The sequence below is a fragment of the Vibrio sp. D420a genome (assembly GCF_030248625.1).
GTDB lineage: Bacteria > Pseudomonadota > Gammaproteobacteria > Enterobacterales > Vibrionaceae > Vibrio > Vibrio fortis_A.
The window spans coordinates 1-26326 of the sequence record NZ_JAHGAN010000050.1 but is presented as its reverse complement, the minus strand read 5'-3'; the positions used below and the strand labels follow the sequence as shown (position 1 = coordinate 26326).

At 45.7% G+C, this 26326-nt stretch carries 26 protein-coding genes and 1 tRNA gene; 8 read left to right on the top strand and 19 right to left on the bottom strand.

Annotated elements, in window-relative coordinates:
* Positions 1-22 precede the first annotated feature (22 nt).
* Positions 23-2173, top strand: a complete 2151-nt coding sequence (gene mnmC, locus KI743_RS22535) for a bifunctional tRNA (5-methylaminomethyl-2-thiouridine)(34)-methyltransferase MnmD/FAD-dependent 5-carboxymethylaminomethyl-2-thiouridine(34) oxidoreductase MnmC (protein ID WP_285468334.1) — start codon at positions 23-25, stop codon at positions 2171-2173.
* Positions 2174-2234: 61 nt separating this feature from the next.
* On the opposite strand, the gene KI743_RS22530 is transcribed toward mnmC, so the two are convergent.
* The 3 genes from KI743_RS22530 to KI743_RS22520 all read right to left on the bottom strand — a co-directional run bounded on the left by KI743_RS22530 (position 2235) and on the right by KI743_RS22520 (position 3726).
* The gene (locus tag KI743_RS22530) at positions 2235-2756 is read right to left on the bottom strand and encodes an NADPH-dependent FMN reductase (protein WP_285468332.1); all 522 of its coding nucleotides are present in this window, start codon (positions 2754-2756) and stop codon (positions 2235-2237) included.
* A gap of 166 nt (positions 2757-2922) precedes the next feature.
* Positions 2923-3186: a YfcL family protein gene (locus KI743_RS22525; protein ID WP_032551895.1), complete on the bottom strand. Its 264-nt coding sequence runs from the start codon at positions 3184-3186 to the stop codon at positions 2923-2925.
* Between the two features lie 9 nt (positions 3187-3195).
* Positions 3196-3726: an elongation factor P hydroxylase gene (locus KI743_RS22520; protein ID WP_285468330.1), complete on the bottom strand. Its 531-nt coding sequence runs from the start codon at positions 3724-3726 to the stop codon at positions 3196-3198.
* Between the two features lie 298 nt (positions 3727-4024).
* Here KI743_RS22520 and KI743_RS22515 point away from each other — a divergent pair, with 298 nt between their 5' ends.
* Positions 4025-4648: a trimeric intracellular cation channel family protein gene (locus tag KI743_RS22515; protein WP_150869040.1), complete on the top strand. Its 624-nt coding sequence runs from the start codon at positions 4025-4027 to the stop codon at positions 4646-4648.
* A 100-nt stretch (positions 4649-4748) separates the two neighbouring features.
* Here KI743_RS22515 and aroC read toward each other — a convergent pair whose 3' ends face one another.
* The 5 genes from aroC to KI743_RS22490 form a co-directional block, all read right to left on the bottom strand.
* Positions 4749-5834, bottom strand: a complete 1086-nt coding sequence (aroC, locus tag KI743_RS22510) for a chorismate synthase (RefSeq protein WP_032551893.1) — start codon at positions 5832-5834, stop codon at positions 4749-4751.
* Between the two features lie 242 nt (positions 5835-6076).
* Complete coding sequence (locus tag KI743_RS22505) at positions 6077-7912, bottom strand: putative Ig domain-containing protein (RefSeq protein ID WP_285468329.1); 1836 nt, start codon at positions 7910-7912, stop codon at positions 6077-6079.
* A 1-nt stretch (position 7913) separates the two neighbouring features.
* Positions 7914-8051 carry a hypothetical protein gene (locus tag KI743_RS22500; protein WP_285468327.1) on the bottom strand — a complete coding sequence of 46 codons (138 nt, stop codon included), beginning with the start codon at positions 8049-8051 and terminating at the stop codon, positions 7914-7916.
* Positions 8052-8057: 6 nt separating this feature from the next.
* Positions 8058-9491 (bottom strand): serine/threonine-protein kinase, encoded by a 1434-nt coding sequence (locus KI743_RS22495; RefSeq protein WP_285468326.1) that lies wholly within the window; start codon positions 9489-9491, stop codon positions 8058-8060.
* Positions 9492-9718: 227 nt separating this feature from the next.
* A tRNA-Arg gene (locus tag KI743_RS22490) sits at positions 9719-9795 on the bottom strand.
* 210 nt (positions 9796-10005) lie between these two features.
* On the opposite strand from KI743_RS22490, the gene folD reads away from it, so the two are divergent.
* Positions 10006-10866, top strand: coding sequence for a bifunctional methylenetetrahydrofolate dehydrogenase/methenyltetrahydrofolate cyclohydrolase FolD (gene folD / locus KI743_RS22485; protein WP_285468325.1), 861 nt, complete (start codon positions 10006-10008; stop codon positions 10864-10866).
* 106 nt (positions 10867-10972) lie between these two features.
* Here the strand turns inward: folD and KI743_RS22480 are convergent, their stop codons facing one another.
* From KI743_RS22480 to KI743_RS22465, 4 genes are all read right to left on the bottom strand, one after another.
* On the bottom strand, positions 10973-12172 hold the full coding sequence (locus KI743_RS22480; protein WP_285468324.1) for a NupC/NupG family nucleoside CNT transporter: 1200 nt from the start codon (positions 12170-12172) through the stop codon (positions 10973-10975).
* Between the two features lie 206 nt (positions 12173-12378).
* Positions 12379-13299: a LysR family transcriptional regulator gene (locus KI743_RS22475; RefSeq protein WP_285468338.1), complete on the bottom strand. Its 921-nt coding sequence runs from the start codon at positions 13297-13299 to the stop codon at positions 12379-12381.
* Positions 13300-13475: 176 nt separating this feature from the next.
* Complete coding sequence (locus KI743_RS22470) at positions 13476-14468, bottom strand: lytic transglycosylase domain-containing protein (RefSeq protein ID WP_285468323.1); 993 nt, start codon at positions 14466-14468, stop codon at positions 13476-13478.
* Between the two features lie 32 nt (positions 14469-14500).
* The gene (locus tag KI743_RS22465) at positions 14501-14791 is read right to left on the bottom strand and encodes a YcgL domain-containing protein (protein ID WP_032551887.1); all 291 of its coding nucleotides are present in this window, start codon (positions 14789-14791) and stop codon (positions 14501-14503) included.
* Positions 14792-15012: 221 nt separating this feature from the next.
* Here KI743_RS22465 and minC point away from each other — a divergent pair, with 221 nt between their 5' ends.
* From minC to KI743_RS22445, 4 genes are all read left to right on the top strand, one after another.
* A complete protein-coding gene (minC, locus tag KI743_RS22460) occupies positions 15013-15675 on the top strand; it encodes a septum site-determining protein MinC (protein WP_285468322.1) in 663 nt (220 codons plus the stop codon).
* 20 nt (positions 15676-15695) lie between these two features.
* The gene (gene minD, locus KI743_RS22455; protein WP_032551885.1) at positions 15696-16508 is read left to right on the top strand and encodes a septum site-determining protein MinD; all 813 of its coding nucleotides are present in this window, start codon (positions 15696-15698) and stop codon (positions 16506-16508) included.
* 6 nt (positions 16509-16514) lie between these two features.
* Positions 16515-16778, top strand: coding sequence for a cell division topological specificity factor MinE (gene minE / locus KI743_RS22450; protein WP_032551884.1), 264 nt, complete (start codon positions 16515-16517; stop codon positions 16776-16778).
* Between the two features lie 191 nt (positions 16779-16969).
* Complete coding sequence (locus KI743_RS22445; protein WP_150869046.1) at positions 16970-17389, top strand: glycine zipper family protein; 420 nt, start codon at positions 16970-16972, stop codon at positions 17387-17389.
* Positions 17390-17455: 66 nt separating this feature from the next.
* Here the strand turns inward: KI743_RS22445 and rnd are convergent, their stop codons facing one another.
* The 7 genes from rnd to KI743_RS22410 form a co-directional block, all read right to left on the bottom strand.
* Positions 17456-18574: a ribonuclease D gene (gene rnd, locus KI743_RS22440; RefSeq protein WP_285468321.1), complete on the bottom strand. Its 1119-nt coding sequence runs from the start codon at positions 18572-18574 to the stop codon at positions 17456-17458.
* A gap of 113 nt (positions 18575-18687) precedes the next feature.
* A complete protein-coding gene (fadD, locus tag KI743_RS22435) occupies positions 18688-20382 on the bottom strand; it encodes a long-chain-fatty-acid--CoA ligase FadD (protein ID WP_150869048.1) in 1695 nt (564 codons plus the stop codon).
* Between the two features lie 106 nt (positions 20383-20488).
* Positions 20489-21340 carry an alpha/beta fold hydrolase gene (locus KI743_RS22430; protein WP_032551880.1) on the bottom strand — a complete coding sequence of 284 codons (852 nt, stop codon included), beginning with the start codon at positions 21338-21340 and terminating at the stop codon, positions 20489-20491.
* 62 nt (positions 21341-21402) lie between these two features.
* Positions 21403-21963 (bottom strand): Slp family lipoprotein, encoded by a 561-nt coding sequence (locus tag KI743_RS22425; RefSeq protein ID WP_285468317.1) that lies wholly within the window; start codon positions 21961-21963, stop codon positions 21403-21405.
* A gap of 37 nt (positions 21964-22000) precedes the next feature.
* Positions 22001-22306: a chromosome partitioning protein ParA gene (locus tag KI743_RS22420; RefSeq protein ID WP_150869051.1), complete on the bottom strand. Its 306-nt coding sequence runs from the start codon at positions 22304-22306 to the stop codon at positions 22001-22003.
* 181 nt (positions 22307-22487) lie between these two features.
* Positions 22488-23189 carry a tRNA (adenosine(37)-N6)-threonylcarbamoyltransferase complex dimerization subunit type 1 TsaB gene (gene tsaB, locus KI743_RS22415; RefSeq protein ID WP_285468316.1) on the bottom strand — a complete coding sequence of 234 codons (702 nt, stop codon included), beginning with the start codon at positions 23187-23189 and terminating at the stop codon, positions 22488-22490.
* Positions 23190-23242: 53 nt separating this feature from the next.
* Complete coding sequence (locus tag KI743_RS22410; protein WP_285468315.1) at positions 23243-25162, bottom strand: ATP-dependent DNA helicase; 1920 nt, start codon at positions 25160-25162, stop codon at positions 23243-23245.
* Positions 25163-25477: 315 nt separating this feature from the next.
* Here KI743_RS22410 and purU point away from each other — a divergent pair, with 315 nt between their 5' ends.
* Complete coding sequence (purU, locus tag KI743_RS22405) at positions 25478-26311, top strand: formyltetrahydrofolate deformylase (protein ID WP_032552212.1); 834 nt, start codon at positions 25478-25480, stop codon at positions 26309-26311.
* Positions 26312-26326 lie beyond the last annotated feature (15 nt).

Below are 26326 nucleotides of genomic sequence, written 5' to 3'. Positions count from 1 at the left end.
ATAACCAAGAAGGCCAACAAAAGTGGTCAGCTTTCCTAGAAATTCGTACAATCCCTCCCAACATATCGCTTCAAATCACAAAATGACAGATTTTATGACTTCAATTACTAATGCTGAACTGGAATGGAACGAGTCTGGTACGCCAGTTTCCGACCAATTCGACGACGTTTACTTCTCAAACGTGAACGGTTTAGAAGAGACTCGTTACGTGTTCTTAAAACAAAACCACCTTCCAGAGCGCTGGCTAGAACACGAACAGCGTCGCTTTGTAATTGCAGAAACGGGCTTCGGTACTGGCCTAAACTTCCTTGCTGTCTGGCAGTGGTTTGACACGTTTCTCAAAGATAACCCACAAGCTGTGACCAAAGAGTTACATTTCATTAGTTTTGAGAAGTATCCACTAAATAAAGACGATCTCATCAAAGCACACAAGGCATGGCCAGAGCTTGCTGAGTACGCGACTCAGCTTCAGGAGCACTACCCGATTGCAGTGCCTGAGTGTCACCGCATTGTGCTAGGCGATGGTAAAATCACACTCGACCTGTGGTTTGGTGATATCAAAGACTGCATGCCACTTGTCCCTAACCCACAGCAGGGATTAGTCGATGCTTGGTTCCTCGATGGTTTCGCACCGAGCAAAAACCCTGAAATGTGGAACCAGAACCTGTTCAATGGCATGGCTAAACTGGCTAAGCAAGATTGTAGCTGCGCGACCTTCACTGCAGCGGGCTTTGTTCGCCGCGGTCTGATAGAAGCTGGCTTTGAGATGAAAAAGGTCAAAGGCTTTGGTACCAAGCGCGAAATGATTGCGGGCCGCCTCACTGAAAAGCAAGATGACTCTAATATCAAGCCCTGGTTTGGTTTAGCGCCTCATAGTGACACCGAAGATATTGCCATAATTGGTGGTGGTGTGGCGAGCGCAGCACTAGCCAAAACGCTAACCCGCCGCGGTAAGCAAGTATCGCTCTATTGTGAGCATGCACAGCCAGCAGAAAATGCATCTGGCAATAACCAAGGGGCGATCTACCCGCTGCTAAGTGAAACTCGCTCAAACGTGTCGCGTGTATTTGGTCCCGGGTTACTTTTTGCGCGCCAGTTCATTGAGCAAGCATCTCAATCTGTCGAGTTTGATCACGACTGGTGTGGCGTGAATATTTTAATGTGGGATGAGGGCTCGACCAAAAAGCTCAATCGTATGCTTGAAGGCAACTTCCATACTGATTTGATTCAGCGTCTATCTCCAGACCAAGCCAATGAAAAGGTTGGTCTGCCTGTCGATAAAGAGAGTGTCTACTTCCCACTCGGCGGTTGGTTAAGCCCACGTCAACTGACTCAAGGCTTGATCTCTCAACTTGAGGCAAGTGGCTTGCTGCAAGCTCACTACCAACATCAAGTAACCAATCTGGAGTGGCTTGATACAGACCAGAAGTGGAAGCTCACCATCGATACCCCGCAGGGCGAAGTTACAAAATTGCATAGCCAAGTTGTAGTTGCTAATGGACACAAGTTTACTCAGTTTGAACAAACCGCTCCGGTACCATTAACACCGGTGAAAGGCCAAGTCAGTCATATCCCAACCACTGAGAATCTGAGCAAGCTTAAAACCGTGCTCTGCTTCGACGGCTACATGACACCGCAAAACCCGAACAATGGTCACCACTGTATTGGGGCAAACTACGACAAGAGTAATATCGATCAAGAGTTTGATTCTGAGGTTCAAAAGCACAATGGTGAGCGCCTACATGGCTCGCTGCCAGACCAAACATGGACTCAAGATGTCGACACCACTGGCAATCTATCACGCCAAGGCATCCGCAGTGTTAGCCGTGATCACTTGCCATTTGTTGGTAATGTCGGCAATTTCGAAGCGATTAAAGTGCAGTATCAAAACCTGCATAACTTTAACCCGCAACGTGATGAAGCTAGCAGCATAGAAACCGTAGCCAGCTACCCGAACCTCTACTGCTTTATTGGCTTAGGTTCGCGCGGATTAAGCTCAGCGCCCTTACTCGCTGAAGTGTTAGCCTCGCAGATCTGTGGTGACCCATTACCATTGCCTGTTGATGTATTGGAAGCGATTCACCCTAGCCGCATGTGGGTAAGAAGGCTGCGTAAAGGCAAAGCGCTCACCGCTGGTTGGGTGGCGGACAAACAAGCTGGACGTAATCAGTAAAACCAAAAAGCCCAAGCTTAGTTAAAAGCTTGGGCTTTTTTTAATTTCTAGTAAGCATGACTTACAGTTTGGCTACCGCATCTTTAATCTGGGTTGCGATCTCTTCATTGCTGATCGAACCCGTCTCAAAGTCAAAGTTATCGTAGAAGCTTGGTACAGAAACCGATGCCTTCACATTGCCACCGAAGTAAGGTGCTGAACCTGTTGCCGCACCTAGCACATTCTGTGCACCACCAGGGCCTGGAGACGTCGCTAGGTATACCGCTGGTTTCTCACCATATACTGAGCGCTCAATTCGTGTCGCCCAGTCAAACAGGTTTTTAAACGCTGCTGGGTGGTGGCCGTTGTGCTCAGCAAAAGAGATTACATAAGCGTCGGCTTCCGCTAGGTCGCGTAAAAATGCTTGAGCACCTTCCGCTTGGCCAATCTCTTTCTCTTTATCTTCACTGAACATTGGAACTTGGTAATCGTTAATGTCCAAGATTTTTACTTCGGCTCCTTCAATCAAGTTAGCCGCGTAAGTTGCTAGAGCTTTATTGATAGAAGTAGAGCTGGTGCTTGCGCCAAATGCGATAACTTTCATGATGATGTCCTTTCGTTTATCTCGGTAAGTGGTATTAGATTAGCCTAAGCCCGAAATGGAACAATCACAAGATTTGTACAGACTCATTCAAATTTTTCGAACAAGTTAGAAAGGAAGAACGGCGCACCACAAGGAGGGTTAAATCAGCGCGCCATTTATGAAGAAGTTAAGCGAGGTTTTGTAGTTCAACCCATAGGTCGTTAACGATAGTACGGTCTGCTGGAGTCAGTTCTGCACGAGCGTCTTCTAGGCTCTTTTCGATGCGAACTTTTACTTCAGCAATATCTTCGATGCCTTCTTCTTCACACGCTGCAACAGACAGTGAAATATGACCACGCAGATAGCCACCCGCAAACAGCTCATCATCAGAGGCATTCTCAATACGAGCATCAATTACTTCAAGTAGCTTTTCTTCAAATTCGATAATCATAGTCTTCTCTTATTTCACAATAAATTGGTTCGCCGTCAATGGAGCAATGTCATAGAAGTCTCGCAATGCCTCTGACAGCATTTTTACGCGAGGTGGCAAACCCACTTCTAAAATACCCATGACTTCGTTGTGCACCTTTTTCATAAAGGCCAAACGATCTGGCTCAAAATCGCCGTGTAGATTGTCACAGCTGACGTTAAAAGGAAAGCCTGCACTCAATGCTAAGATCCATTCGTATGCTTGAGGTCGAATTTCTACCTTCTCAAACTCCGCTTGCACAGCCTCAGTGCGACCATCCGGCTCATACCAATAGCCAAAGTCTTCCAATAAGCGACGCTCTGGGCCAGCCACACACCAGTGAGCAATCTCGTGTAAAGCTGATGCGTAAAACCCACGAGCAAAGATGATCCGATGGTGAGCAACTTGCTCATCCGCTGGAAGGTAAATCGGCTCATCTTCTCCCAACTCTAACTTAGTATTAAAGCTCTCGAAAAAGGTGCGGTTGAAGATGTTGATGATATCTGGATATTGATGCGTCATAAGATAAAAAATAAATAAGAACAACGAGGGCATTTTGCGTTTTTTTGAGTGCTTGGTAAAGCCCTATTCAGCGTAATGTCATTGGGTTGGTAAGCTCATCGGGCCATGATAATCGATTGCCCACCCCAGATTAACCCACCTTAGGTTGTATGATTAGTTTAGCTAATCTGAAACGCCAATTCGCGGTACAAATATTCATTCGTAAAATGTGACTTTTCGCACTAAACTCGCGCTTCTTTTTTATATCGCACGGCTCATAAATCACGATTTTATAGACCGAAATTATAGAGTTACAGCAATGCTACTAAGTGTTTTATATATCATTGGTATCACGGCAGAAGCCATGACTGGCGCACTCAGCGCTGGTAAACAAAAAATGGATTGGTTTGGTGTAATGCTGGTTGCAAGCGCAACCGCAATTGGTGGTGGTACAGTTCGAGATATCTTGCTTGGCCATTATCCGCTAGGCTGGGTGGAAAACCCAGAGTTTCTTGCCATTACGTGCATTGCGGGCGTCATCACTACCGGCCTAGCAAAGTGGGTGATTAAGCTCAAAGGCTTATTTATTCGCTTAGACGCACTTGGCTTGATTGTATTTAGCATCATCGGTACCAAAGTAGCCATGAACATGGGTCTGCACCCAATGATCTGTATGGTGTCAGCATTGGTCACTGGTGTCTTTGGTGGGCTACTGCGTGACCTTATCTGTCGCCAAACGCCACTTGTGCTGCATGAGGAGCTTTACGCATCTATCGCACTTATCGCATCAGGCCTATACCTCGCATTACTAGAGTTTGGTATTAATGATGTAACCGCAACCATCACAACCTTGGTTGTTGGCTACCTATTGCGAATGGCAGCAGTGCGCTTTAAGTGGCGTCTACCATCATTCCACTTAGACCCTGAAAGCTCTGTTCACTGATCTGTGAACTAATTAGATATAACGCATTCACTCGAAAACAAAAAGGGTTGCTCCAACAGGAAGCAACCCTTTTTTAATCCATATCCTATACACTCAATCGTTAGATTTGAGGCGTATTGGTTGTCACGCCGTGGTTTTGACCACGATGACGTAATAGATGATCCAGCAGGACAATCGCTAGCATAGCTTCTGCAATTGGCACTGCACGAATACCAACACATGGGTCGTGACGACCTTTAGTGATCAACTGTGTAGGCTCGCCATCTTTAGTAATAGTATCGCCCGGCACGGTGATGCTTGAAGTTGGCTTAAGCGCGATGCTTGCTACGATATCTTGACCCGTTGAAATACCACCCAAGATGCCACCAGCGTGGTTACTTGTGAAGCCTTCCGGTGTTAGTGGGTCACGGTGCTCGCTGCCCTTTTGGTTAACGACATCAAAGCCATCACCAATCTCAACACCTTTAACCGCATTAATGCTCATTAGTGCGTGTGCGATGTCAGCATCTAGACGATCAAAGATCGGCTCACCAAGACCGACTGGTACTTGCTTTGCCACAACTTGGATCTTAGCACCGATAGAGTTACCTTCTTTCAGTAGATCACGAATCATCTGATCGAACTCTGGCACTTTATCTGCGTCTGGACAGAAGAATGCGTTGTTCTCGATTTCGTTCCAATCTACTTTCTCGATAGCGATATCGCCCATCTGAGATAGGTATGCCTGAATCTCGACACCGAACTCTTGCTTAAGGTATTTCTTCGCAATTGCACCCGCTGCTACACGCATTGCTGTTTCACGAGCTGAAGAGCGACCGCCACCACGGTAATCACGTACACCATATTTCTGATGATATGTGTAATCTGCGTGACCCGGACGGAACTTGTCTTTAATTTCTGAATAGTCTTTAGAGCGTTGGTCTGTGTTTTCGATTAGTAGACCAATAGATGTACCCGTAGTTTGACCTTCAAAAACACCCGACAAGATCTTCACTGCGTCAGCTTCACGACGAGCAGTGGTATAGCGAGAAGTCCCCGGACGACGACGGTCCAGATCTTTCTGCAGATCTTCTTCGGTAATTTGTAATCCTGGTGGGCACCCGTCTACGATACATCCTAGTGCGATACCGTGACTCTCTCCGAATGTAGTTACTCGAAAGTGTTGTCCGATACTGTTTCCTGCCATTGCTTCCTCTAAATTAGCAGCTAGTGAGGCGGTTTGAATAAGTAAACCTTCTTCCTAGCGGCTTTACTTGTCTATTCTTCGTGGATTCATAGTGGCTTTATTACTAAATGATGTAAACCCCCAATAGGGAACAATTGTCAGTTTATCGAAAAATAAAAAAGGAAGCCTATCGCTAGGCTCCCTTAATTCAATTATTGGATCCACCTTATTATTCAGGGTATATCTGAATCGGGAGCTTCCCATTAATCGTCGTTTGACGAGCCATCCCACACCATGTTGAAGTTCACGTCAGTGATGTACTCACTCCACTCATCACTGATCTGGCCAATGATGCTATAGTTCTCATCTAACTCAAGTGAGTGACTATCTTGTAGTCCGAATAGGAAAGAAAATACCGCATTCGGCGTACTACCTTCGTAGATGTCATCACAAAAGTATGGAGATAGACTGTAACCATTGTCAGCGGAAAGCGACTCAGATGTCACAGTGAATCGTTCAAAGATAGCGGCATCGCCATCATGAGAATTCAACAATCCGTCACAGCTAATACCATTCATCCAAACCTTGATGTAGTCGTGAGAATTACCTGGTGAAAGCGCTGCTGTGTTCATCTGCAATGAGGTAGAAATTAATTGGTATTGGTGCTCTTGTTCACCAGGCCAGTATAAATAAGCATCACGCAACCCAGGGCCATCACTGGATTTCACTTGAATACGCTTTTCTGCATCCGCTTGACTGCTAAATCCAACATAACGACTCGAGCGTCCCTCTTCTGTCCAAAGCATGCTCACCGCACCTTGCGAGATAACGTTGCTATCGTAGTCATTAGTGACATCGTAGCGCATGGTCATCGTATCGCCGTCTTCCGTATATGAACCGACTATAGTGTCACCCTCGACAACATAAGTTCCCACTTTCATTGTCGCTTCAGTTGTACACGTAGTCTTATTACTTTGGTCGCGATCGTTATAGAAGATCTCCCCATCTTCAAAACGTACTGTGTCACACCATACTTGAGAGTAATTTGTGCCGTTAGAACCTCTATCAAGGAAATACCAAGTGTTATCCTCTAACGGGTGAGAATCGCCTGGTGGTAGTGGCGCTTCTTCAATAATCGGGAAGCTCAGAGTTGCCGCAACCCATTCACTGTTTACACCATCATTCACTGAAACAGTCAGTGTTTCTGCACCCGCTGCAGCTGAACGCGGAATCAGACCGGTAAAGCTCACGACACCCTCGTCGTCCACTAGAGCGTTGAAGCCTGTGCGTGCAACGGTTGATAGCGTCGTTTCTACTTTGTAGCTTAGAGCATCACCATCTTGATCAGTGAACAGCACGCTTACATCAAGCGTATCCGTCAACGACTCGCCTTCTGTCAGCATCCATGTATTCATGGTCGACTGCAGGTTTGCAAGCTCGCCTTCATCAACAACTGGAGGCTGGTTATCCGTTAACACGGTAACTTCAAACGTTAGTGGGTATGAACGAGCGTTATGCTCATCGGTCGCGAAAATGTGATAAGTGAAACCGCCCGCGATCTCAGGTTCACCTGTGATTAAGCCGGTTAGTGAATCGATAGACAGGCCATTATTACCTTCACCTTCAACAACAACCATAGTGAAGGTAATATCATCGCCTTCAGCATCTTGGAATTTGTCACTCACGTTGTATGGACGCCATGCTTCACCCAGCGTCAATTCAACGGGCTCAGTGGTACCGACAACTTTTGGACGAGTATTTGGGATAACGGTGACATCGCCGCCATCTGATGGAATATCAATAATAGGCGAGTAGTCGTCTAGTGTTTGACCGTCGGCATCAATGATCTCTTGCATTGCCTCCGCCATCGCTTGAGTCAGCTTCAGCTTGGTTTCGATATCTTGGTCGGAATGATCTACCAGCACTTCACCAATCAAATTCAGTGCTTCTGCCTGCTCTGTGGTATCGGCAATGTAGTCACCAAAGATAAGAGCTTGTGACACCTCAAGACCTGCGTCACCCGTGATAGCAGCAACGACTTGTTCCTCAGCTTCAGCAACTGTCAATTCCGAGTCTTCAGCAAGAAGTTTGTTCACCATGTTAGTCATTGGGTTGATGATTGTGCCACTGCCCAAAACGAAATATCTGCTCTTCAGACTTTTTACAACCCATCTGCCACTGTGAAATCAGCTCCGTGAGATGATCGCTATCGACCCTAACCTCTTTGGTTACAGTCATTGCTTGTTACCCCACGGACTCATTGAAAGTGACAACCTCATCGGTTGGATGAATCTCATCATGCTCTTGGTCTCCTTCAGACTGCATAAGCTGTATATTCATTGGATCAATGATGTTGTATTCGATGTCATCAGCAGTGCTGCTACTGACGACTTGCATTGAAGAATTCAAATCTCCTCGCCTTTGTGGCCAGAATGACCGTGAGGGAGTTTCCAACACGAGCTTGCGTTGGTTTTCTCGGTTCTCAATTACCGCTTCCCAATCTGTTAAATTGTTGTTCAGGGGATAAACACTGGCCGTCACGTCATTGAGCATTTCGTCCAATGTCAGCTTTTGACGATTGAGATCTTGAGTCGCGGTCGACAACGCCATAATGATAGCCATCATGCTCAGCACTAGAGCAGTACTACACAGAGTAAACACTGGATAACGAATCATTGATTTCTTTATCACTTCAACGCTTACTTTGGACTCTTGGCTTAAAGGGAAAAAGCAGCGAACATTTTCGATATCTTGCGCAAGATCTTTGGCTCTGGCATATCTGCGGCTAGGGGAGGAATGAGTCGCTAAAGCCACGACCTTGGTGATATCGCCTCTCGGCTGAGCTCGGAGGATATCCAAATACAGAATCCGACCTAAGGCGTACACATCCGTTCGCTTGTCTATCGCATCGTTATCAAGCTGCTCTGGGCTTGCGTAGTTTCGCGTGAGTGCCAAAACATTTTGGGTGATTAATTCCCTATCCCCAGTGCTCAGCCTTTGTACTTTTTGAGCAATGTTAAAGTCGATGATTTTCGGTACACCATCACTACAAACAAGTATGTTTTCGGGTTTAAGATCGCCATGAATAACCTGATGTTGATGAGCATGATCGACAGCCAAGCAAATATCTCGAAACAGCATCAACTTCTGATCGAAACTCAACGACCGTGAGCTTAAGTAGTCGCGCAAGTTCACCCCATCGACGAACTCCATCACGATATACACTGCTCCGTTATAGATACCAGCATCGTAGACTTTGGCAATATTGGAGTGGCTAACACTAGCAAGGAGCTGTGCCTCTGAAAAGAGTGCCTCTTGACCTAACAGTCCTAAGATCTCGGGATGGAAAAATTTGATTGCGTACTGGTGATGAAACCGTGAATCGTAGCGAGCAGCATAATAAACCGCCGCAAATCCTCCTCTGCCCAACTCATGACCGATAACATAACGATCAACGCGAAGGTTTTCATAACAGACGGTAGATTCATTAGCTGTCGATAAATGCAATTCCAATGCATTAATCGCAAAATCATTGTTGGCGTGTTTCAATAATTCATCGACGTTACGGGCAAGTTGGGGCGAGTTTTGACGAACATCAGAGAGGATAAGATCGCGTTCGCTGGCGTTCTTATCAATCAATCGATAGAAGAGTTGAGTACTACTGAGGTTAAAATCCATTTTAAGTGTCAGTTATTATAGCCACTGGTTTTATATCCCAGAACTTTTAACCCTATCAATTAAAGGGAAAAAACTTGATACAGTTTGTAGACTCTTGAAATGAATTTCTAACAGTTCCATCAAGCAAAAAAATAACAGAGTGACGAGCAACTAAGTCACAAATATAATTAAGCCGGAAATGCAAAAAACCCGACAACTCAAAGAGCTATCGGGTTTCTTAAAATAAATGGCACGCCCTGTAGGATTCGAACCTACGACCACATCCTTAGAAGGGACGTGCTCTATCCAGCTGAGCTAAGGGCGCGCTACAGGAAAGAATTATACGAATTCGAATCAGTAAAGCAACGGCTTTATCTAACATTCTGATCTAAGTGAGTAAAAAAAGGGCAAAGGCATTATAAGTGTTGAAAATTAGACCAAAGCAAACGTTTGCTTGATGGAAATCAAAAACGTTTTCTGGAATAATGCGCCAAAACATCAGCCACTAACTTGAATATCAATACTAAGGAAATTCATGACTGCTCAAAATATTGATGGAAAGCTAATATCTCAAACCGTTCGTTCTGAAGTTGCTGCACGTGTAAAAGCGCGTACTGAAGCAGGCTTACGAGCTCCAGGCCTAGCGGTAGTTTTAGTGGGTGAAGACCCAGCTTCTCAAGTTTATGTGGGGAGCAAGCGCAAGGCGTGTGAGGAAGTCGGCTTTGTATCAAAGTCTTTTGACTTACCTACAACGGCAACCGAAGAAGAACTACTTACTCTTGTTGACCAATTGAACGAAGATCCAGAGATTGATGGCATTCTTGTTCAACTACCTCTTCCTGCCGGTATCGATAGCACACACGTACTAGAGCGTATTACGCCAGAAAAGGACGTTGATGGTTTCCACCCATACAATGTCGGTCGTCTGGCACAGCGTATCCCTAAGCTACGTTCTTGTACGCCAAAAGGCATCATCACTCTGCTTGACCGCTACAACATCGACCTACGTGGTAAGCACGCTGTTGTTGTTGGCGCATCAAATATCGTTGGTCGTCCTATGACTCTAGAGCTGCTTCTAGCGGGCTGTACTACGACGACTTGTCACCGTTTCACTAAAGACCTAGAAGGCCACGTGCGTCAAGCTGACGTTGTTGTGGTTGCTGTAGGTAAACCTAACTTCATTCCGGGTGCATGGATCAAAAAAGGTGCCGTGGTGGTCGATGTTGGTATCAACCGCCTAGAGTCAGGTAAATTGGTGGGTGACGTGGAGTACGATGTTGCAAAAGAGAGTGCAAGCTTCATTACTCCAGTTCCTGGTGGTGTTGGCCCGATGACGGTTGCAAGCCTTATCGAGAACACAATGATCGCGTGTGAGCAGTTCCACTCTAACAAGTAACCACCGCCTCAAATAGCTATTATCTCATGTAGCCATTGCTTCAAATGATGAAAAGCCGCGACAATACGTCGCGGCTTTTTTGTTGGCTATTCACTTATGGAAAAGACTATAGCGACAGCGCTACACCAGCAATCGAAGCACTCATCAAGTTCGCTAGTACGCCTGCACAAATCGCGCGGAAGCCATACTTAGAGATGAATGAGCGTCGCTCTGGAACTAGGCTACCCAAACCACCGATTAGAATCGCCATGGTTGAGATATTCGCAAAGCCACACAGTGCAAAGGTTACGATAGCTTGAGAGTGTTCGCTTAGTGCTTCCTTCGCTTCCATTAGCTGAATGAAGGCAACAAACTCATTCACAACAATCTTATTACCGATCAGTGAACCCGCTACAACCGCTTCGTTCCATGGCACACCAATCAGCCATGCAACGGGTGCAAACACATAACCTAGGATAAGCTCGAAGCTTAGGTCCACGCCGAACCAGCCACCAACTGCACCTAGCATGCCGTTCAGCATTGCAATCACGCTGACAAAAGCAAGAAGTGTTGCACCCACTGCGACTGCAATACGAAGTCCAGACATAGCCCCATCTGCCATTGCCTCAACTACGTTCGTTGCTCGTGGAATTTCTACATCTGACTCAATGCTCTCTTGAGTCTCATTAGCACTGCCCGGTACCAAGATTTTTGCCATCAATAAACCGGCAGGCGCAGACATAAATGCCGCTGCAATTAGGTAGTTCAGATCCACTCCTAGAGACGCATAACCAACTAGCGTGCCGCCTGCTACCGATGCCAAACCACAAGTCATTACCGCAAACAGCTGAGAATCGGTCATGTGCTTCAGGTAAGGCTTAACCACTAATGGTGCCTCAATCATGCCAACGAAGATGTTCGCCGTAGCAGAAAGAGATTCCGCACGGCCTGTACCTAACAGCTTCTGCAATGCGCCGCCAATTAGGTTTATCACTTTTGGCATGAAACCGATGTGGTACAAACCTGAAATCAGAGCTGAAAAGAAAATGATGATACCGAGAACATTAATCGCGAATACGAAACCACTATTGGTTAGGCCACCAAATAGGAAGCCGATGCCCTCTTGGCCGTAATTGATTAAGCTCGAAACGGCTCCCGTCACGCCATTAAGCACGTCTTTACCCATAGGTACGTACAACACAAGCAGTGCAAAAGTGACCTGAAGTAAGAAAGCAAGAGACACCGTTCTTAGCTGAATATTTTTTCTGTCCGTAGATAGTAACCAAGCGATTACTAGAAGAGTAATGATTCCAATTAGGGATGCCATATGCGTCAAACCTGAAAAGTTGTAGTAGGAAAGGCGACGCATTGTATAGAGGAAACCGTTTGCGGCAAGCAGTGGTTGTTACATGGATGTTGGCTTAACTGTCCATTTAAGCACCAAATATATAACTCATTGAATTAATTAAAACTTTATTGATTATTTTTAATACTTTTTCCATATAGAAATTATATTTTCAAAAACAGCGACAGTTAGCGGTGTAATTCAACGCAAGTTTTCAGATTTTTATCCCAATACGTCGGAGAACCAATGTGCTGTTTCAGGAACTCAATCACCGTGGATAGCTTCTTTGGCATGTTCTTGCGGCTTGGATAGACAGCAAAAAATGGCATGATCTGACTGGCTTTCCACTCAGGTAATACCTGAATTAGCTGACCACTGCGAAACTCCTCTTTAACAAGATAAGTCGCAAGATAGGCGATTCCCCAACCTGCCACAGCTGCGTCTCTTACCGCCTCTGCTAGATCGACAGAGTAATCACCACTAACGGTGACACATAAACTTTCTTGTCCGTTATCGAACGCCCAAGAGGTATAATCACGCTCACGGCTACGATAGATAAGACAGTTGTGGTCGCTCAGATCCGAAGGGCAACTCGGCGTACCTGCTTTGATCAAGTAGTCCGGTGATGCCGCAACCACAAACTGGCTGTCTGCTAATCGCTGAGCAATGTAGCCTTCCGGCAACTCTTCATTGTTGGTGATCCAAAGATCCAAGCGTTCTTCGATCATATCCACTTTGTAATCGAATAGGTGAATCTCGACTTTGAGCTGTGGATAGAGCTGACGTAACTGATCAATAGCGGGAATGACATGCAAAGTACCGAACGATTGTGAGATACCAACTCGCAACTTACCAGAAACATCATCACGCTGGCTTTCCATGTCCATTTGTGCAGCCTTGAGCGTACCAAACAACTGCTCACAGTGCTGATAAAACACTTCACCCGCTTCGGTCAACGTGAGGCTGCGCGTCGTACGCTGAACCAGCTTAATCCCAATGTTGTCTTCCAACAGTGCGATCTGCTTACTGATGTGCGATACCGATACATTTAAGCTCTTCGCTGCACTGGTAAAACCGCCATGCTTAATCAAGGCGTGGAAGATCACCATTTGTGCCGCTCTGTCTGTTAACACTCGTTTGCCCTCTATCTAACTTAAAAACGGCCTATCTAAAATAAGCCATTAATCTGGAACACTATTTACTAAAAAACAAAAGGACTCCGAAGAGTCCTTTTTAATCTGTTGGCTTACGCCGCTTTGCCTTGGTTGCTTTCTTTAAACTTAAGCTATTTAAACTTAATTCGATCAGCGAGGTGACTCACTGCCAGTGCAAAGTAGTACGAACGATTCCACTTCATCAGTACATTGTAGTTGTTGTAAACCAAGTAAGAGCGCCCGGTTTGGTCATCCGGCATGATCAACCAAGCTTTAATATCTTCATCAAGCTTAGGCAGTGGGCTACCATCAAAGCGCGTAATACCCAGCTTTGACCACTCTTGAAGGTACTTACCTTTCTCTTCCGAGCGGCCCTGCATATCTAGCGAGATATTCGCCGGCACTTTTACCTGTCTGCCCCATGTGTACTTATCATCCCAACCAGACTGGCTCAGATAATTCGCCGCAGAAGCAAAAACATCAGCTTCGGTATTCCAGATGTCTTTCTTACCGTCACCATTACCATCCGCTGCATAAGCTAGGAATGAACTTGGCATAAACTGAGGTTGCCCCATCGCTCCAGCCCACGACCCTTTCATATCCTGAGGTTTAATATGCCCCTCTTCAAGAATGGTCAGTGCTGCCATCGCTTCTTTGGTAAAGAACGCCTCGCGACGACCTTCGTAAGCCATGGTAGTTAGCGCGTCAATCACACGGTAATTGCCAGTAAAAGTACCAAAGTTACTCTCAACGCCCCACAATGCGACGATAAAGCGAGGTTGAACACCATACTCATCACCGATGCGTTTCAGCTCAGTATGGTGCTTATCATAAAGCGACTGCGCTTGCTTAACCTTCCAAGCAGGAACTGCTCTTGGGATGTACTTGTCGAGCGTCAGTTTTTTCTCTGGCTGATTTTTATCAGCCTTCACTGCACGCGGTTTAAACGTCACGCCATCAAAGGCTTGGTCGATGATCGATTGAGAGATGCCTTGCTCTGAGCCCTGCTGTTTTAGCTTTTCAACAAACTGCTCAAAGCTCAACTCGTTAGCGTGTAACGGAGCCACTGCACTGCCGGCCAACAACGCCGACACGGTAATTAGGGTTTGCGATAATTTACTCAACGATCATTCCTCCCTGAATAAGGTGAGTAAGACTACTCTTCATCTTGAGTGTTTTGTTGAGCCTTACGCTCCTTATACAACTCAAGTTCATTCACTGGTGGTGGCGGCAATTGTAAAAAGAAGCCGTCGGTTTCTAGAGACTCACGAACTTTATCGATGTTCACTTGCGCCAATTTACGGCCATCCATTTTGATGACCATTACGAAGCTAGGTTTACCAAACATTTCCATCAATGCGTCAGGAACTTGTGAAAAATCATCCTTTTTAGGGATATAAAGGTATGTTCCTTCTTTTTTTGAGCTTTTATATATAGAACACAGCATGACAAACCTTTTCTAAATGTTTATGACTACAAAACTCTCACATGCGAGATCAATAGTTTATGTTGGTGAAATATTGGGAACAAAACGTCCATTTGACAACAAGATCACTTGCTGTGCTTGGTCTGGGAATATAACATGATAAGCCTAGTTTCAGGCAATGTCCTTTATCGTAAAGATGAAAGAAATTGTAGCCAACCGTTATTGAGGTCCTGTAGTTTTCGATGTCTAGTAACCCAGATTTAAAAGGTAGCAGCTTTACGCTATCTGTCTTGCACTTATCCGATGATAACGTCGAAAATGCAGCGTCATTCCTTCAAGAAAAAGTCGACCAAGCACCAAACTTTTTTGCTTCAGCTCCTGTGGTAATTAACATCAGCCAAGTTGCCGGTGATATCGACTTCCTCCAACTTAAAAACGGCATATCTCAAGCAGGTATGATCCCTGTCGGCGTAACGGGCTGTTCTGATAAACGCATGCAAAACCTAGCAAAAGAAGCTGGTTTCGCTGTAATGACGGCCAGCAAGTCCCCTTCACAGGCTCCGGCTAAGATGGCGCCCACAAAAGTGGTAAGAACTCCGATTCGTTCTGGACAACAGGTCTATGCTAAAGATGGTGACCTATTAATTTTGAGTCACGTGAGTGCTGGAGCGGAAGTGATTGCGGATGGCAGTATTCATATTCATGGCACATTACGCGGCCGCGCAATTGCAGGCGCAAGCGGTCAAACTGAAGCAAAGATTATCTGTAACGATTTACAAGCCGAGCTGGTTTCCATTGCAGGCAACTACTGGCTCAGCGATCAAATTGAAAGCGAGTATTGGCAAAAGAAGACCATGTTCAGCATGGACAACGACGTACTACGTGTTGACGTACTCGCACTATAAAGAAATAAAAGGAAAAAATAATGGCACGCATTATCGTTGTAACGTCAGGTAAAGGCGGTGTTGGTAAAACTACCTCCAGTGCAGCTATTGCCTCAGGTTTAGCTTTGAAAGGAAAGAAAACAGCGGTTATCGACTTTGATATTGGTCTGCGTAACCTCGATCTTATCATGGGCTGTGAGCGTCGTGTCGTTTACGATTTCGTTAATGTTATCAATGGTGAAGCAACTCTGAACCAAGCGATGATCAAAGACAAGCGCACAGACAATCTATACATTCTTCCAGCCTCTCAAACTCGTGATAAAGATGCACTAACCAAAGACGGTGTTCGTCGTGTATTTGATGAGCTAGACGAAATGGGCTTTGACTTCATCATCTGTGACTCTCCAGCAGGTATTGAGCAAGGCGCTTTGATGGCACTCTACTTTGCAGATGAAGCTATTGTGACGACTAACCCAGAGGTGTCTTCAGTTCGAGATTCAGACCGTATTCTAGGCATCTTAGATTCTAAGTCACGTCGTGCTGAAGACGGCCTAGAGCCAGTGAAAACTCACCTACTGCTAACACGCTACAATCCTGCGCGTGTAACCCAAGGCGAAATGCTAAGCGTAGAAGATGTAGAAGAGATCCTTCACATCTCGCTATTGGGCGTAATCCCGGAGAGCCAAGCAGTACTGAACGCATCAAACAAGGGTGTACCAGTAATCTTTGACGAAGCCACTGACGCAGGTATGGCTTACAGTGATACTGTAGACCGTCTACTCGGCAGCCAAGTGGACTTCCGCTTCCTAACGGAAGAGAAGAAAGGCATCTTCAAACGACTATTCGGGGGCTAATCAACTATGTCACTACTAGAGTTTTTTAGACCACAGAAGAAAACCACAGCTAACCTAGCCAAAGAACGCTTGCAGATCATCGTGGCAGAACGTCGCAGCCATGACGACCCTGCACCTTCGTACCTGCCGCAACTAAAAGAAGACATCTTGAAGTGTATTGCCAAGTACGTTGAAGTAGATCCTTCAATGGTAGACCTATCATTCGAGCACAAAGACGATGATATCTCTGTTCTTGAATTGAACGTCAAACTGCCAGAAGACGACAAGTAATTTCGTCGAAATTCTAGATCCCTAAAACGGCTCACTTGCTTTCAAGTGGGCCATTTTTATATCTCAAGACAATCCATACATATGTCAAACCATAACCACTGGTTATTATTTCTATAAAGAGTCAGCATTATCCAAGCCTGATTGTTTTTTGTACTCTGAATAGGTTCCCTACAGACAGAAAGAGTACAACTATGACTTACCTAAACAACACATTAAAAGCCATCATCATTACCTCTGTATTGGTTGTTACTGGATGTAGTTCCCCTGCAATGGACAAAGACAATGAAAATGCCGCTAGAAATCGCGGTGCCGCAGGAGGTGCTTTGATGGGGGCAACATTAGGTGCGCTTACTGGTGAACCAGGGCTAGCAGTGAAAGGCGCTGTAGCGGGTGGTGTTACAGGAGGTGTCGCTGGTTCAATGAAAGACCTTGATGACTCTCGCCAGAGTGAAAACACTCAGGTTCTGGCGGATGGTCACTCACAAGATAATCGCAGTGACGCAGAGAAACGCGTTGCCGAGCTCGAAGCTGAACTAAGAATCATGGAACTGGAACAGCAACTGGCTGAAGCTAAAGAGAAAGAAACGTCCACAAGCGACGACAAATCGTAATGACAAAAAAGGGGTAAAACGATTGTGTTTTACCCCTTCATATCTATCTGCGAATCAGAAAACTGGCTACTTAATCAGCTTATTCAATTTCTCACCTGCAATTTCTAGTCGCCAGCCTTGCATTACATCAGGCAATTCTTCTGGGTTGCGATCGTGTTTCCAAACCCAACTCAAGACTTGATTAAGCTGTTTTTTAGAAGCGATAAACTCAGTCGCCAAACCACTATGTTGAGATGCTTTCTTCACTTCATCTTTGAGGACTTTAAACATCTGCTTGTAACCAGGGAAGTCCATCAAACGTTCAACAACCGCTGGGTACTCCTCTTCTGGTGTGTGCTCCGCCAGTTTTACGATAGAGCTGATTTTCGCACCGTGGCGACGCACTGAGCGGAAATCAAAACCTTCCTCTTCCATGCGTTTTGGATTTTTAATAGCAAAACGAGCCACCGCCCAAAGGTCTTGCTCTTTGAAAATGAAGTTAAGCGCTAGATCACGCTTAATTGCTTCTTTTAATCGCCAAGTTGCCAAAGGCTTCAAGATAGCTAGTTGCTTAGGTTTTAGCTGCCAAGCACCTTTAATGTCTAGATAAGCGTTCTCTGGCTCAATTGAGCGAATACGCTTGCTGACTTGCAGATCAGACTCTTGCTGCGCGGCATCCCACCAGCCAGCTTCCATCACTTTCTCTAGCAGCTTGTTATACATTGGCAGCAAGTAGTAAACGTCTGCTGCGGCGTAATCCAACTGCTTTTGCGATAATGGGCGCGCTAACCAATCGGTGCGTGATTCACTCTTATCCAGGTCAATACCAACGAATTCAGATACCAGTGCAGCAAACCCCGTCGATAAACCGTGTCCTAAGAAAGCGGCCATGATTTGCGTGTCCACCATTGGTGTTGGCGTACAACCAAATGCATTCTGGAATACTTCCAGATCTTCACCGCAAGCATGTAACACCTTCAGTACCGAAGCGTCTTTTAGAAGCGATACGAACGGGGTCATCTCATCCAATGCGATTGGGTCAATCAAAGACAGAGTTTCACCATCAAATAATTGAATCAAACCTAACTGTGGATAGTAAGTTCTGGTACGGACAAACTCGGTATCAAGCATCACAACATCGGCTTCACGGGCTTGCTGACATACACGTTCAAGGTCTTTCAATTGGGTAATGATTTGATAGTTCACAAAAACTCTCACTGATTTAATTATTCCGCCGGATACAAAAATGCCGACATTCACTGTCGGCATTCTATCACTAATTTACATTAACCGCTTAGATTAAGCGGTAAGACCATCAGTTATGCACTTGCACGTTTAGCAAGCTCAGCATCGTTCTCTTCACGCAGTACGCGGCGCAAGATCTTACCTACATTGGTCTTTGGTAGATCATCGCGGAACTCAACCAGTTTTGGTACTTTGTAGCCTGTTAGGTGCTCACGACAGTGCGCAATCACATCTTCTTTCGTCAGGCTTGGGTCACGCTTAACCACGTAAACCTTCACAAGCTCACCAGAAACTTCGTGTGGTTGGCCAATTGCCGCAACTTCCAGTACCTTACCGTGCAGAGCTACAACATCTTCGATTTCGTTAGGGTAAACGTTGAAGCCAGATACCAGAATCATATCTTTCTTACGGTCAACGATGTGCAGTAGACCTTCATCATCGAACTTAACGATATCACCAGTCGACAACCAACCATCATGGTCGATCACTTCCTTGGTCGCTTCAGGACGCTGCCAGTAGCCTTGCATCACTTGAGGGCCACGTACTTGCAGCTCACCCACTTGATCATTCGCAACAACATTGCCTTCGTCATCAATGATGCGAACATCTGTCGACGGCACAGGTAGGCCAATAGCGCCCGTGTAATCTTTAAGATCGTAAGGGTTACCCGTAACCAGTGGAGAACACTCGGTTAGACCATAGCCTTCCAGTAGGTGAATACCTGTTACCTTCTTCCATTGTTCAGCAACAGCGCGTTGCACTGCCATACCACCACCCACAGATAGGCGTAGGTTGCTGAAGTCCAGTTCATGGAAATCTTCATTGTTCACAAGCGCATTAAAGAGTGTGTTTACACCGGTAATCGCCGTGAATGGGACTTTCTGTAGCTCTTTGATGAAGCCCGGGATATCACGAGGGTTAGTAATAAGCAGGTTGCGACCACCCATTTCTACAAACAGTAAGCAGTTCACTGTCAGTGCGAATACGTGGTAAAGAGGTAGTGCCGTTACCACTAGCTCACGACCTTCATTCAATACAGGGCCGTACGCTCCTTTCGCTTGAAGAACGTTCGCGATCATATTGCGATGCGTCAGGATTGCGCCTTTCGCTACACCCGTAGTGCCACCTGTGTACTGCAGGAACGCGATGTCATCACCAGACATGAATGGTTTTACGTATTGTAGACGGCGACCTTTATGCAGTGCCTTGCGGAATGAGATTGCGCCCGGAAGATCGTACTTAGGAACCATGCCTTTTACGTACTTCACTACGAAATCGACAATCGTACCCTTCGCACGCGGTAACATCTGACCAAGGCTAGTCAGTACTACGTGCTTAACAGGAGTATTATCGACCACTTTCTCAAGCGTACTCGCAAAGTTCGAAACGATAACAATCGCTTTTGCGCCCGAATCGTTTAGCTGATGCTCAAGTTCACGTGGGGTGTACAGAGGGTTTACGTTAACTGCAATCATACCAGCACGAAGTACACCAAATAGTGCAATTGGGTATTGCAGTAGGTTTGGCATCATTAGAGCGACGCGATCGCCCTTTTTCAGCTTCAGATCATTTTGTAGGTAAGCGGCGAAAGCACGGCTACGCTCTTCGAGCTTACGGAATGTCATGACCGAGCCCATGTTTTCGAATGCAGGTTGATCAGCGTACTTCTGTACAGACTGCTCAAACATCTCAACTAAAGATTGGTACTGATCTGGGTTGATCTGCTCTGGTACGTCACTTGGATAACGTGAAAGCCAAGGTTTATCCACGATGTTACTCCTCGTTTATCAGCTGACGACTGTTTCGCCGCTATTTATCATGGCGATATTACAGCACAGCTTTAGTGCATGAGCACTAAAAGGCTCAAACACTTGTTTAAATTTTGTTAACTACACCAAGAATTAGCTCAGAAACTGACTCTGGGTTCTCTAAATGACAATGGTGTCCACCTGAAATCATCTTAATAATTGGGGGATTTTGAGTGGATTTGTAGCGATTATGCTGTAAATCCTTAAATCCTTCATTTCCCAAGATTATCAATTGAGGGCATTCTATAGCCTCATTTATCGCATCCGCGTGTGACTGAGACATGCGATAAACAGAATCACACTTCAATTTTGGGTCACTACGCCACTGCCAAACGCCCTCAAATTGCGCAATGCCTCGAACAACAACGGGAGCGATCAAATCTGGTGCAATTTGATTAGCATGAGATCTCAGTTTAATGGCGTCCTCTAGGCTAGCTAATGGACGTGAAGGCTTTCTTCGCTGTCGTTGACGACTGAGTACCCCATCTCGCAAACGAGAGACTGTTGCTTGGGGAGCTTCGGAAAGAGGTCCGTGACCTTCAATTTGGATTAATCCAGACACCATTTCAGGAAAGGCGGCACTATAGCAACTTGCGATCAATGCACCAAGCGAATGTCCTACTAGTACTAGTCTGTTTGGCGATAATTTACCCATCAACTGATGTAAATCATCGATATAGTCATGAAAAGGGTAATAACTGCCGGCTTTATGCGAGGAGTGTCCGTGTCCAAACAGGTCTATCGCCACCAAATGGTAGTGGTTTGACTGAGTGTGTATGGCCTGCATTAGAGAGGTAAAACTGGCCGAGTTATCCAGCCAGCCATGAACAAAAACGACCGTCAAAGCGGCCGTTTCTGGGTTTCCGAGCTCTTGGCACACCATAGTGCCACTCGGGAGTGAATAGGATTTTTCAATCATCCGTTGTGATCATTCCTTAATCTTGTCTATTCAAACGGGATGTAAAAGCAATAGCCCAATGACTATTCTAAGTCTTGCACCACTCGGCCTTGTCTTGGCATGGTATGGAAACTACGACAATGTAGGCTGCGACACGAGTAGTACGTCGGAGCAAAGTCATTCACAATCACACGCTCTGTGATTTGCCATAGGCGCTGATTATCAGCGTTCATCACCGGGAATGTATACGGGAACTCACCAATTTTGCCATCTTCTGAGCCTGCCGATTGACCCACAAATGTCACCAAGCGACCTTCCGCAAAGCTTAGAGGTTCTACGTAACCATCTACATAAGCCACGAAGCGACCACTTGGCTCCGCATCGAGATCGGGTTTACCGCTGCTAGAGATCGGCATGTTTACCACTTCAACGCGTGATTTATCTTTGAGGTTAGTGACTTTAGCTATCACACCGCCCAGACGGACATCCTTAGCATCAGGGAGTTGATTTACCCACTCTTGGTAATCGGTAATTACTGGTTCTGAAGAGGCTTCCAGTTCAGTAGGTAAGGATGAACACCCAACCAATAATACTGAGAATAAGCCGAGGGCGAAAAGGCGTAACTTTGCAGGGGAAATCGACATGGTTCTAACCCTTAAAATAGAAGATAAATTGATGTTTTTATATATAAATATCGACACCGATGAGTCTTGTAAGTTCCTCTTTTTTCGCCTGGTTCATAACATCCATATACTCTTCCATCGCTTTTCGTCCACGTCCTTCAGGGAGGTCGTACTGAACTTGAGCTCGATGAATATCTGATTCTTGAACATGACGAATAGAGTGCGAGACAGCATTGGCTACCTTAGTGGGCTGCCCCACAGAGGTCTTTGCATCGGTTTTCTTTACCTGATTCTTCTTGTTGGTGCGATTGGCTTTAGATGTATTGCCTATCGAAGAAGGAGGTAAACCATTAATTGATACCATTCACTCAATCTCTGCCTCGGTATGACTCTAAATATGTACTATCTAGAGTCATGGGTTATCAGAACCTTGTAAAAGTTATGACGTTTTTGTTTATTCCTGACTAAGACGCTTATTTACGACCAAGGAAGTGTTCGCAACCAAGAAGCTATTTTCAACCTAAAAGTTATTCACGACCTAGAAGTTATTCACGACCTGGAAGCTTTTTCCACGCCACCTTATCACGCAGATAAACAGGCTCAGACTCTTCTACTGGAACCGCTTTACCCGCCGCAAATGCAAACTGAGCGATAAACGCCATGTCTTGCGCCTCTGGGTAAAGAACGTCACTTGGTTTTGTAGTTAATGATAGCGTATCCATGTGCTCAGCGTACGCAGCCCAACCTGTACCAACTTTTGCCCAAGTGTTTTGGTCTGCTTCAATTTGGTTCACTAGCTCTTGTGGCGGGATAACGCACTCTTCATCAGTCAAAGACCAACGACCGTCTTGTTCACGACTGTAACGAGCCCAGTAAACTTCGCTCATACGAGCATCAATGGCACTTGCAACATGTGTATCACCAAACTGGCGGTAACTCGATTGCGCCATGGCTTCCAGTGTCGATACACCAATCATTGGCAGATCAGCACCAAACGCTAGACCTTGTGCGATACCGATACCAATGCGTACACCAGTGAAGCTACCTGGACCTTGACCAAATGCAATCGCATCAAGCTCAGCTAAGGTCAATCCCGCTTCTTTCAGTACTTCATCAACCATAGGCAGTACTTTCTTGGTATGGTCACGTGGTGCTACTTCACTGCGGGCGAACACTTGCTCTCCCACCATCAATGCTACTGAACAGTTTTCCGTTGCTGTATCTACTGCAAGAATTTTTGCGCTCATTTATGTCTCAAATATTCGTTATCTAAATCTAAAAACAGTGGCCAAAGCGTCACTTATGACTTGTTCGCTTCGGCTAGAAACTCTTTAATTATCCCTAAATCTCGGGTGCGTGGAATAGGAGGTAAACTCCCCAGGAAAATGCCGCCATAATCCCGAGTCACTAAACGATTATCGCAAATGATCAGTGCGCCACTATCGCTCTTATCTCGAATCAATCGCCCGACACCTTGCTTAAGGGTGATCACCGCATCAGGCAGTTGAACCTGAGCAAATGGATCGCCTCCTTTAAGCTTACAATCTTCGATCCGCGCTTTGAGCAAGGGATCATCCGGTGCCGTAAAGGGTAATTTATCGATGATAACACAGCTTAACGCGTCGCCCCTAACATCTATCCCCTCCCAGAATGCGCCCGTTGCCACCAGCAATGCGTTACCTAATTCCATAAATTCAGCCAAGGTTTTCTGTTTGCTGGTTTCACCCTGTAGCAGTACTGGAACGCTCAATGTTTCTCGAAAGCGCTCACCCAGCTCTCTCATCATGCTGTGAGAGGTACAAAGGAAGAAACACCGCCCTTGGTTCTGCTCAATCACAGGGGCAAGCATGCGCACCAGTTTATCCGCTAGCCCCGGGCTGTTAGGTTCAGGCAAGTAGCGAGGCACGCATAAACGCGCTTGTTTCGGGTAATCAAACGGGCTTGGTAGCGAGAACTGCTGACTCGGTTTTAAACCAAGGCGAGAGGTAAAGTGGTCAAAGTCATCCGATACCGCGAGCGTTGCCGATGTAAAGATCCATGCTCCTGGTTTGAGCTCAATTTGTTCATGGAACTTATCCGCCACAGACAGCGGTGTAATATGCAGGGCAAAATGACGTGGCGTGGTGTCATACCAATACGAGTAACCAGTAATTGAAACATCGCAAACGCGCTCAATACGAGCCTTAATCAAAGTGGCACGCTCAAACGCGGTGTCCAATAATTGACTGCGCCCAAGAGCCAGCTTAAGAACATCAACGGCCAACTGCAGAGCGTCTTGCATTCGCACCAATTCACGAGCAATCGACTCAGACTTCAATGCTTCACGCCAGTTCCCACGAAAACCAGTGTCACCCAGTACAATTCTGAGGTCAGCAGCAGACTGAACCAGTCTGTCGCCCACTTTTTGAAGCTGGCGCATATCCTTGGCTTCAGTGCGATAACCAATCTCAATATCTTTTGCGAGTTCATGTATCTGGCGGCTCGACACCGATTGACCGAAGTACTCACTGGCAATGTCGGGCAGTTGATGCGCTTCATCGAAGATAAACACATCCGCATCGGGAATTAGCTCACCAAAGCCAGTTTCTCTGATCGCCAAATCCGCCAAGAATAGATGGTGGTTCACCACAACCACATCCGAATCCATCGCTTTTTTACGAGCCTTAAGAACAAAACAGTCCGTATAACTTGGACACTCTTTACCTAAACAATTGTCGTTAGTAGAGGTAATTGTCGGGATAATTGGGCTATCTTCGGCGATATCATCACAATCACCAAGATCGCCAGTTTGAGTCGATGACGACCAGCTGCGCACCTTAACTAACTGTGCAAGCAACGTTGGGTCAGTGTGTGTGCCGTGGCTCTCAACCATCTGACGACTGAGTCTATCCAAGCACAAATAGTTAGAACGCCCTTTTAGCAGTGCCACTTGTCCATAAAAGCCGAGAGCGTCGGTCATTAGCGGAAGGTCGCGATGGAAAAGCTGCTCTTGAAGGTTTTTGGAACCCGTACTTATGATGGTTTTCTTACCACTCAATAGAGCGGGAACTAAGTAAGCAAAAGTTTTACCTGTACCAGTCCCAGCCTCAACCACCAACTGGCTTGAATCTTTAATTGCATTAGAAACCGCTTCGGCCATATCAAGCTGAGCTTGTCGCGGCTGAAAACCGGGAATTGCTTTACCTAGCGCACCATCAGCAGAAAACGTTTTGGATATCATAATTTACGAACTTGGAGAAAACCGTGTACAGGTTAAGGAGTCTGACCGTGAAGTATGGCAGGTTTGAGGAGCCAGTGCGAATCAAGACTGCATCAGTATGATAGAAATATTAAGCATATGAATAGGAAGTAAAAATAAACAACCTCAATAGGTTTGCAGTTAGATATTTATCAAAACAATCCTTCTTCAATATATTTTGTTGAAAGTCGGTTAATAATAGATTAATTATAACAGTCATATTACAGCGCGGTTAACCGTTCGACTGGCTGTAGTTTTTTTGAAAAATTAGAATTGTTTCATGGAAGTAAGATGGAAATGGAAAAGAAAACACTGCTGACGCATTGTACCGATGCGCCGGGACTAATCTCTAAAATCACCAACATTTGTTACAAGCATCAACTCAACATCATCCACAACAACGAGTTTGTAGACAATACCAGCGGCCACTTCTTTATGCGTACCGAGCTTGAAGGGTATTTCAATGACGAGACCTTTCTTGCCGATTTAGATCAAGCTCTGCCAGAAAATGCTAAGCGCAAGCTAATGGGCTCATCACGCAAACGTATTGTGGTGCTAGTGACCAAAGAAGCGCACTGTCTAGGTGATATTCTGATGAAGAATTTCGATGGTAGCCTAGACGTTGAAATTGCTGCTGTGGTTGGTAACTACGATATTCTACAAAGCCTAACTGAGCGCTTCGACATCCCTTATCACCACGTTTCTCATGAAGGGCTCAACCGTGAAGAGCACGAGCAGAAAATGCTAGAAGTGATCGACAGCTACAATGCCGACTACCTAGTTCTAGCAAAATACATGCGCGTATTAACTCCGGGCTTCGTCGAGAAATACAACCACAAGATCATCAACATCCACCACAGCTTCCTTCCTGCATTTATTGGTGCTAAACCATATCAGCAAGCGTATGAGCGCGGTGTAAAGATCATTGGTGCTACAGCTCACTTTGTGACGAATGATTTGGATGAAGGTCCAATCATCAAACAAGACGTGATCCCTGTTGATCACAACTTTAGCGCCAAAGACATGGCGCAAGCAGGTCGTGACGTAGAGAAAAACGTATTGAGTAAAGCGCTAAACAAGGTGATCAATGATCACGTGTTTGTTTACGGCAATAAGACTGTGATTCTATAGCGAGTAAGCGAGTAA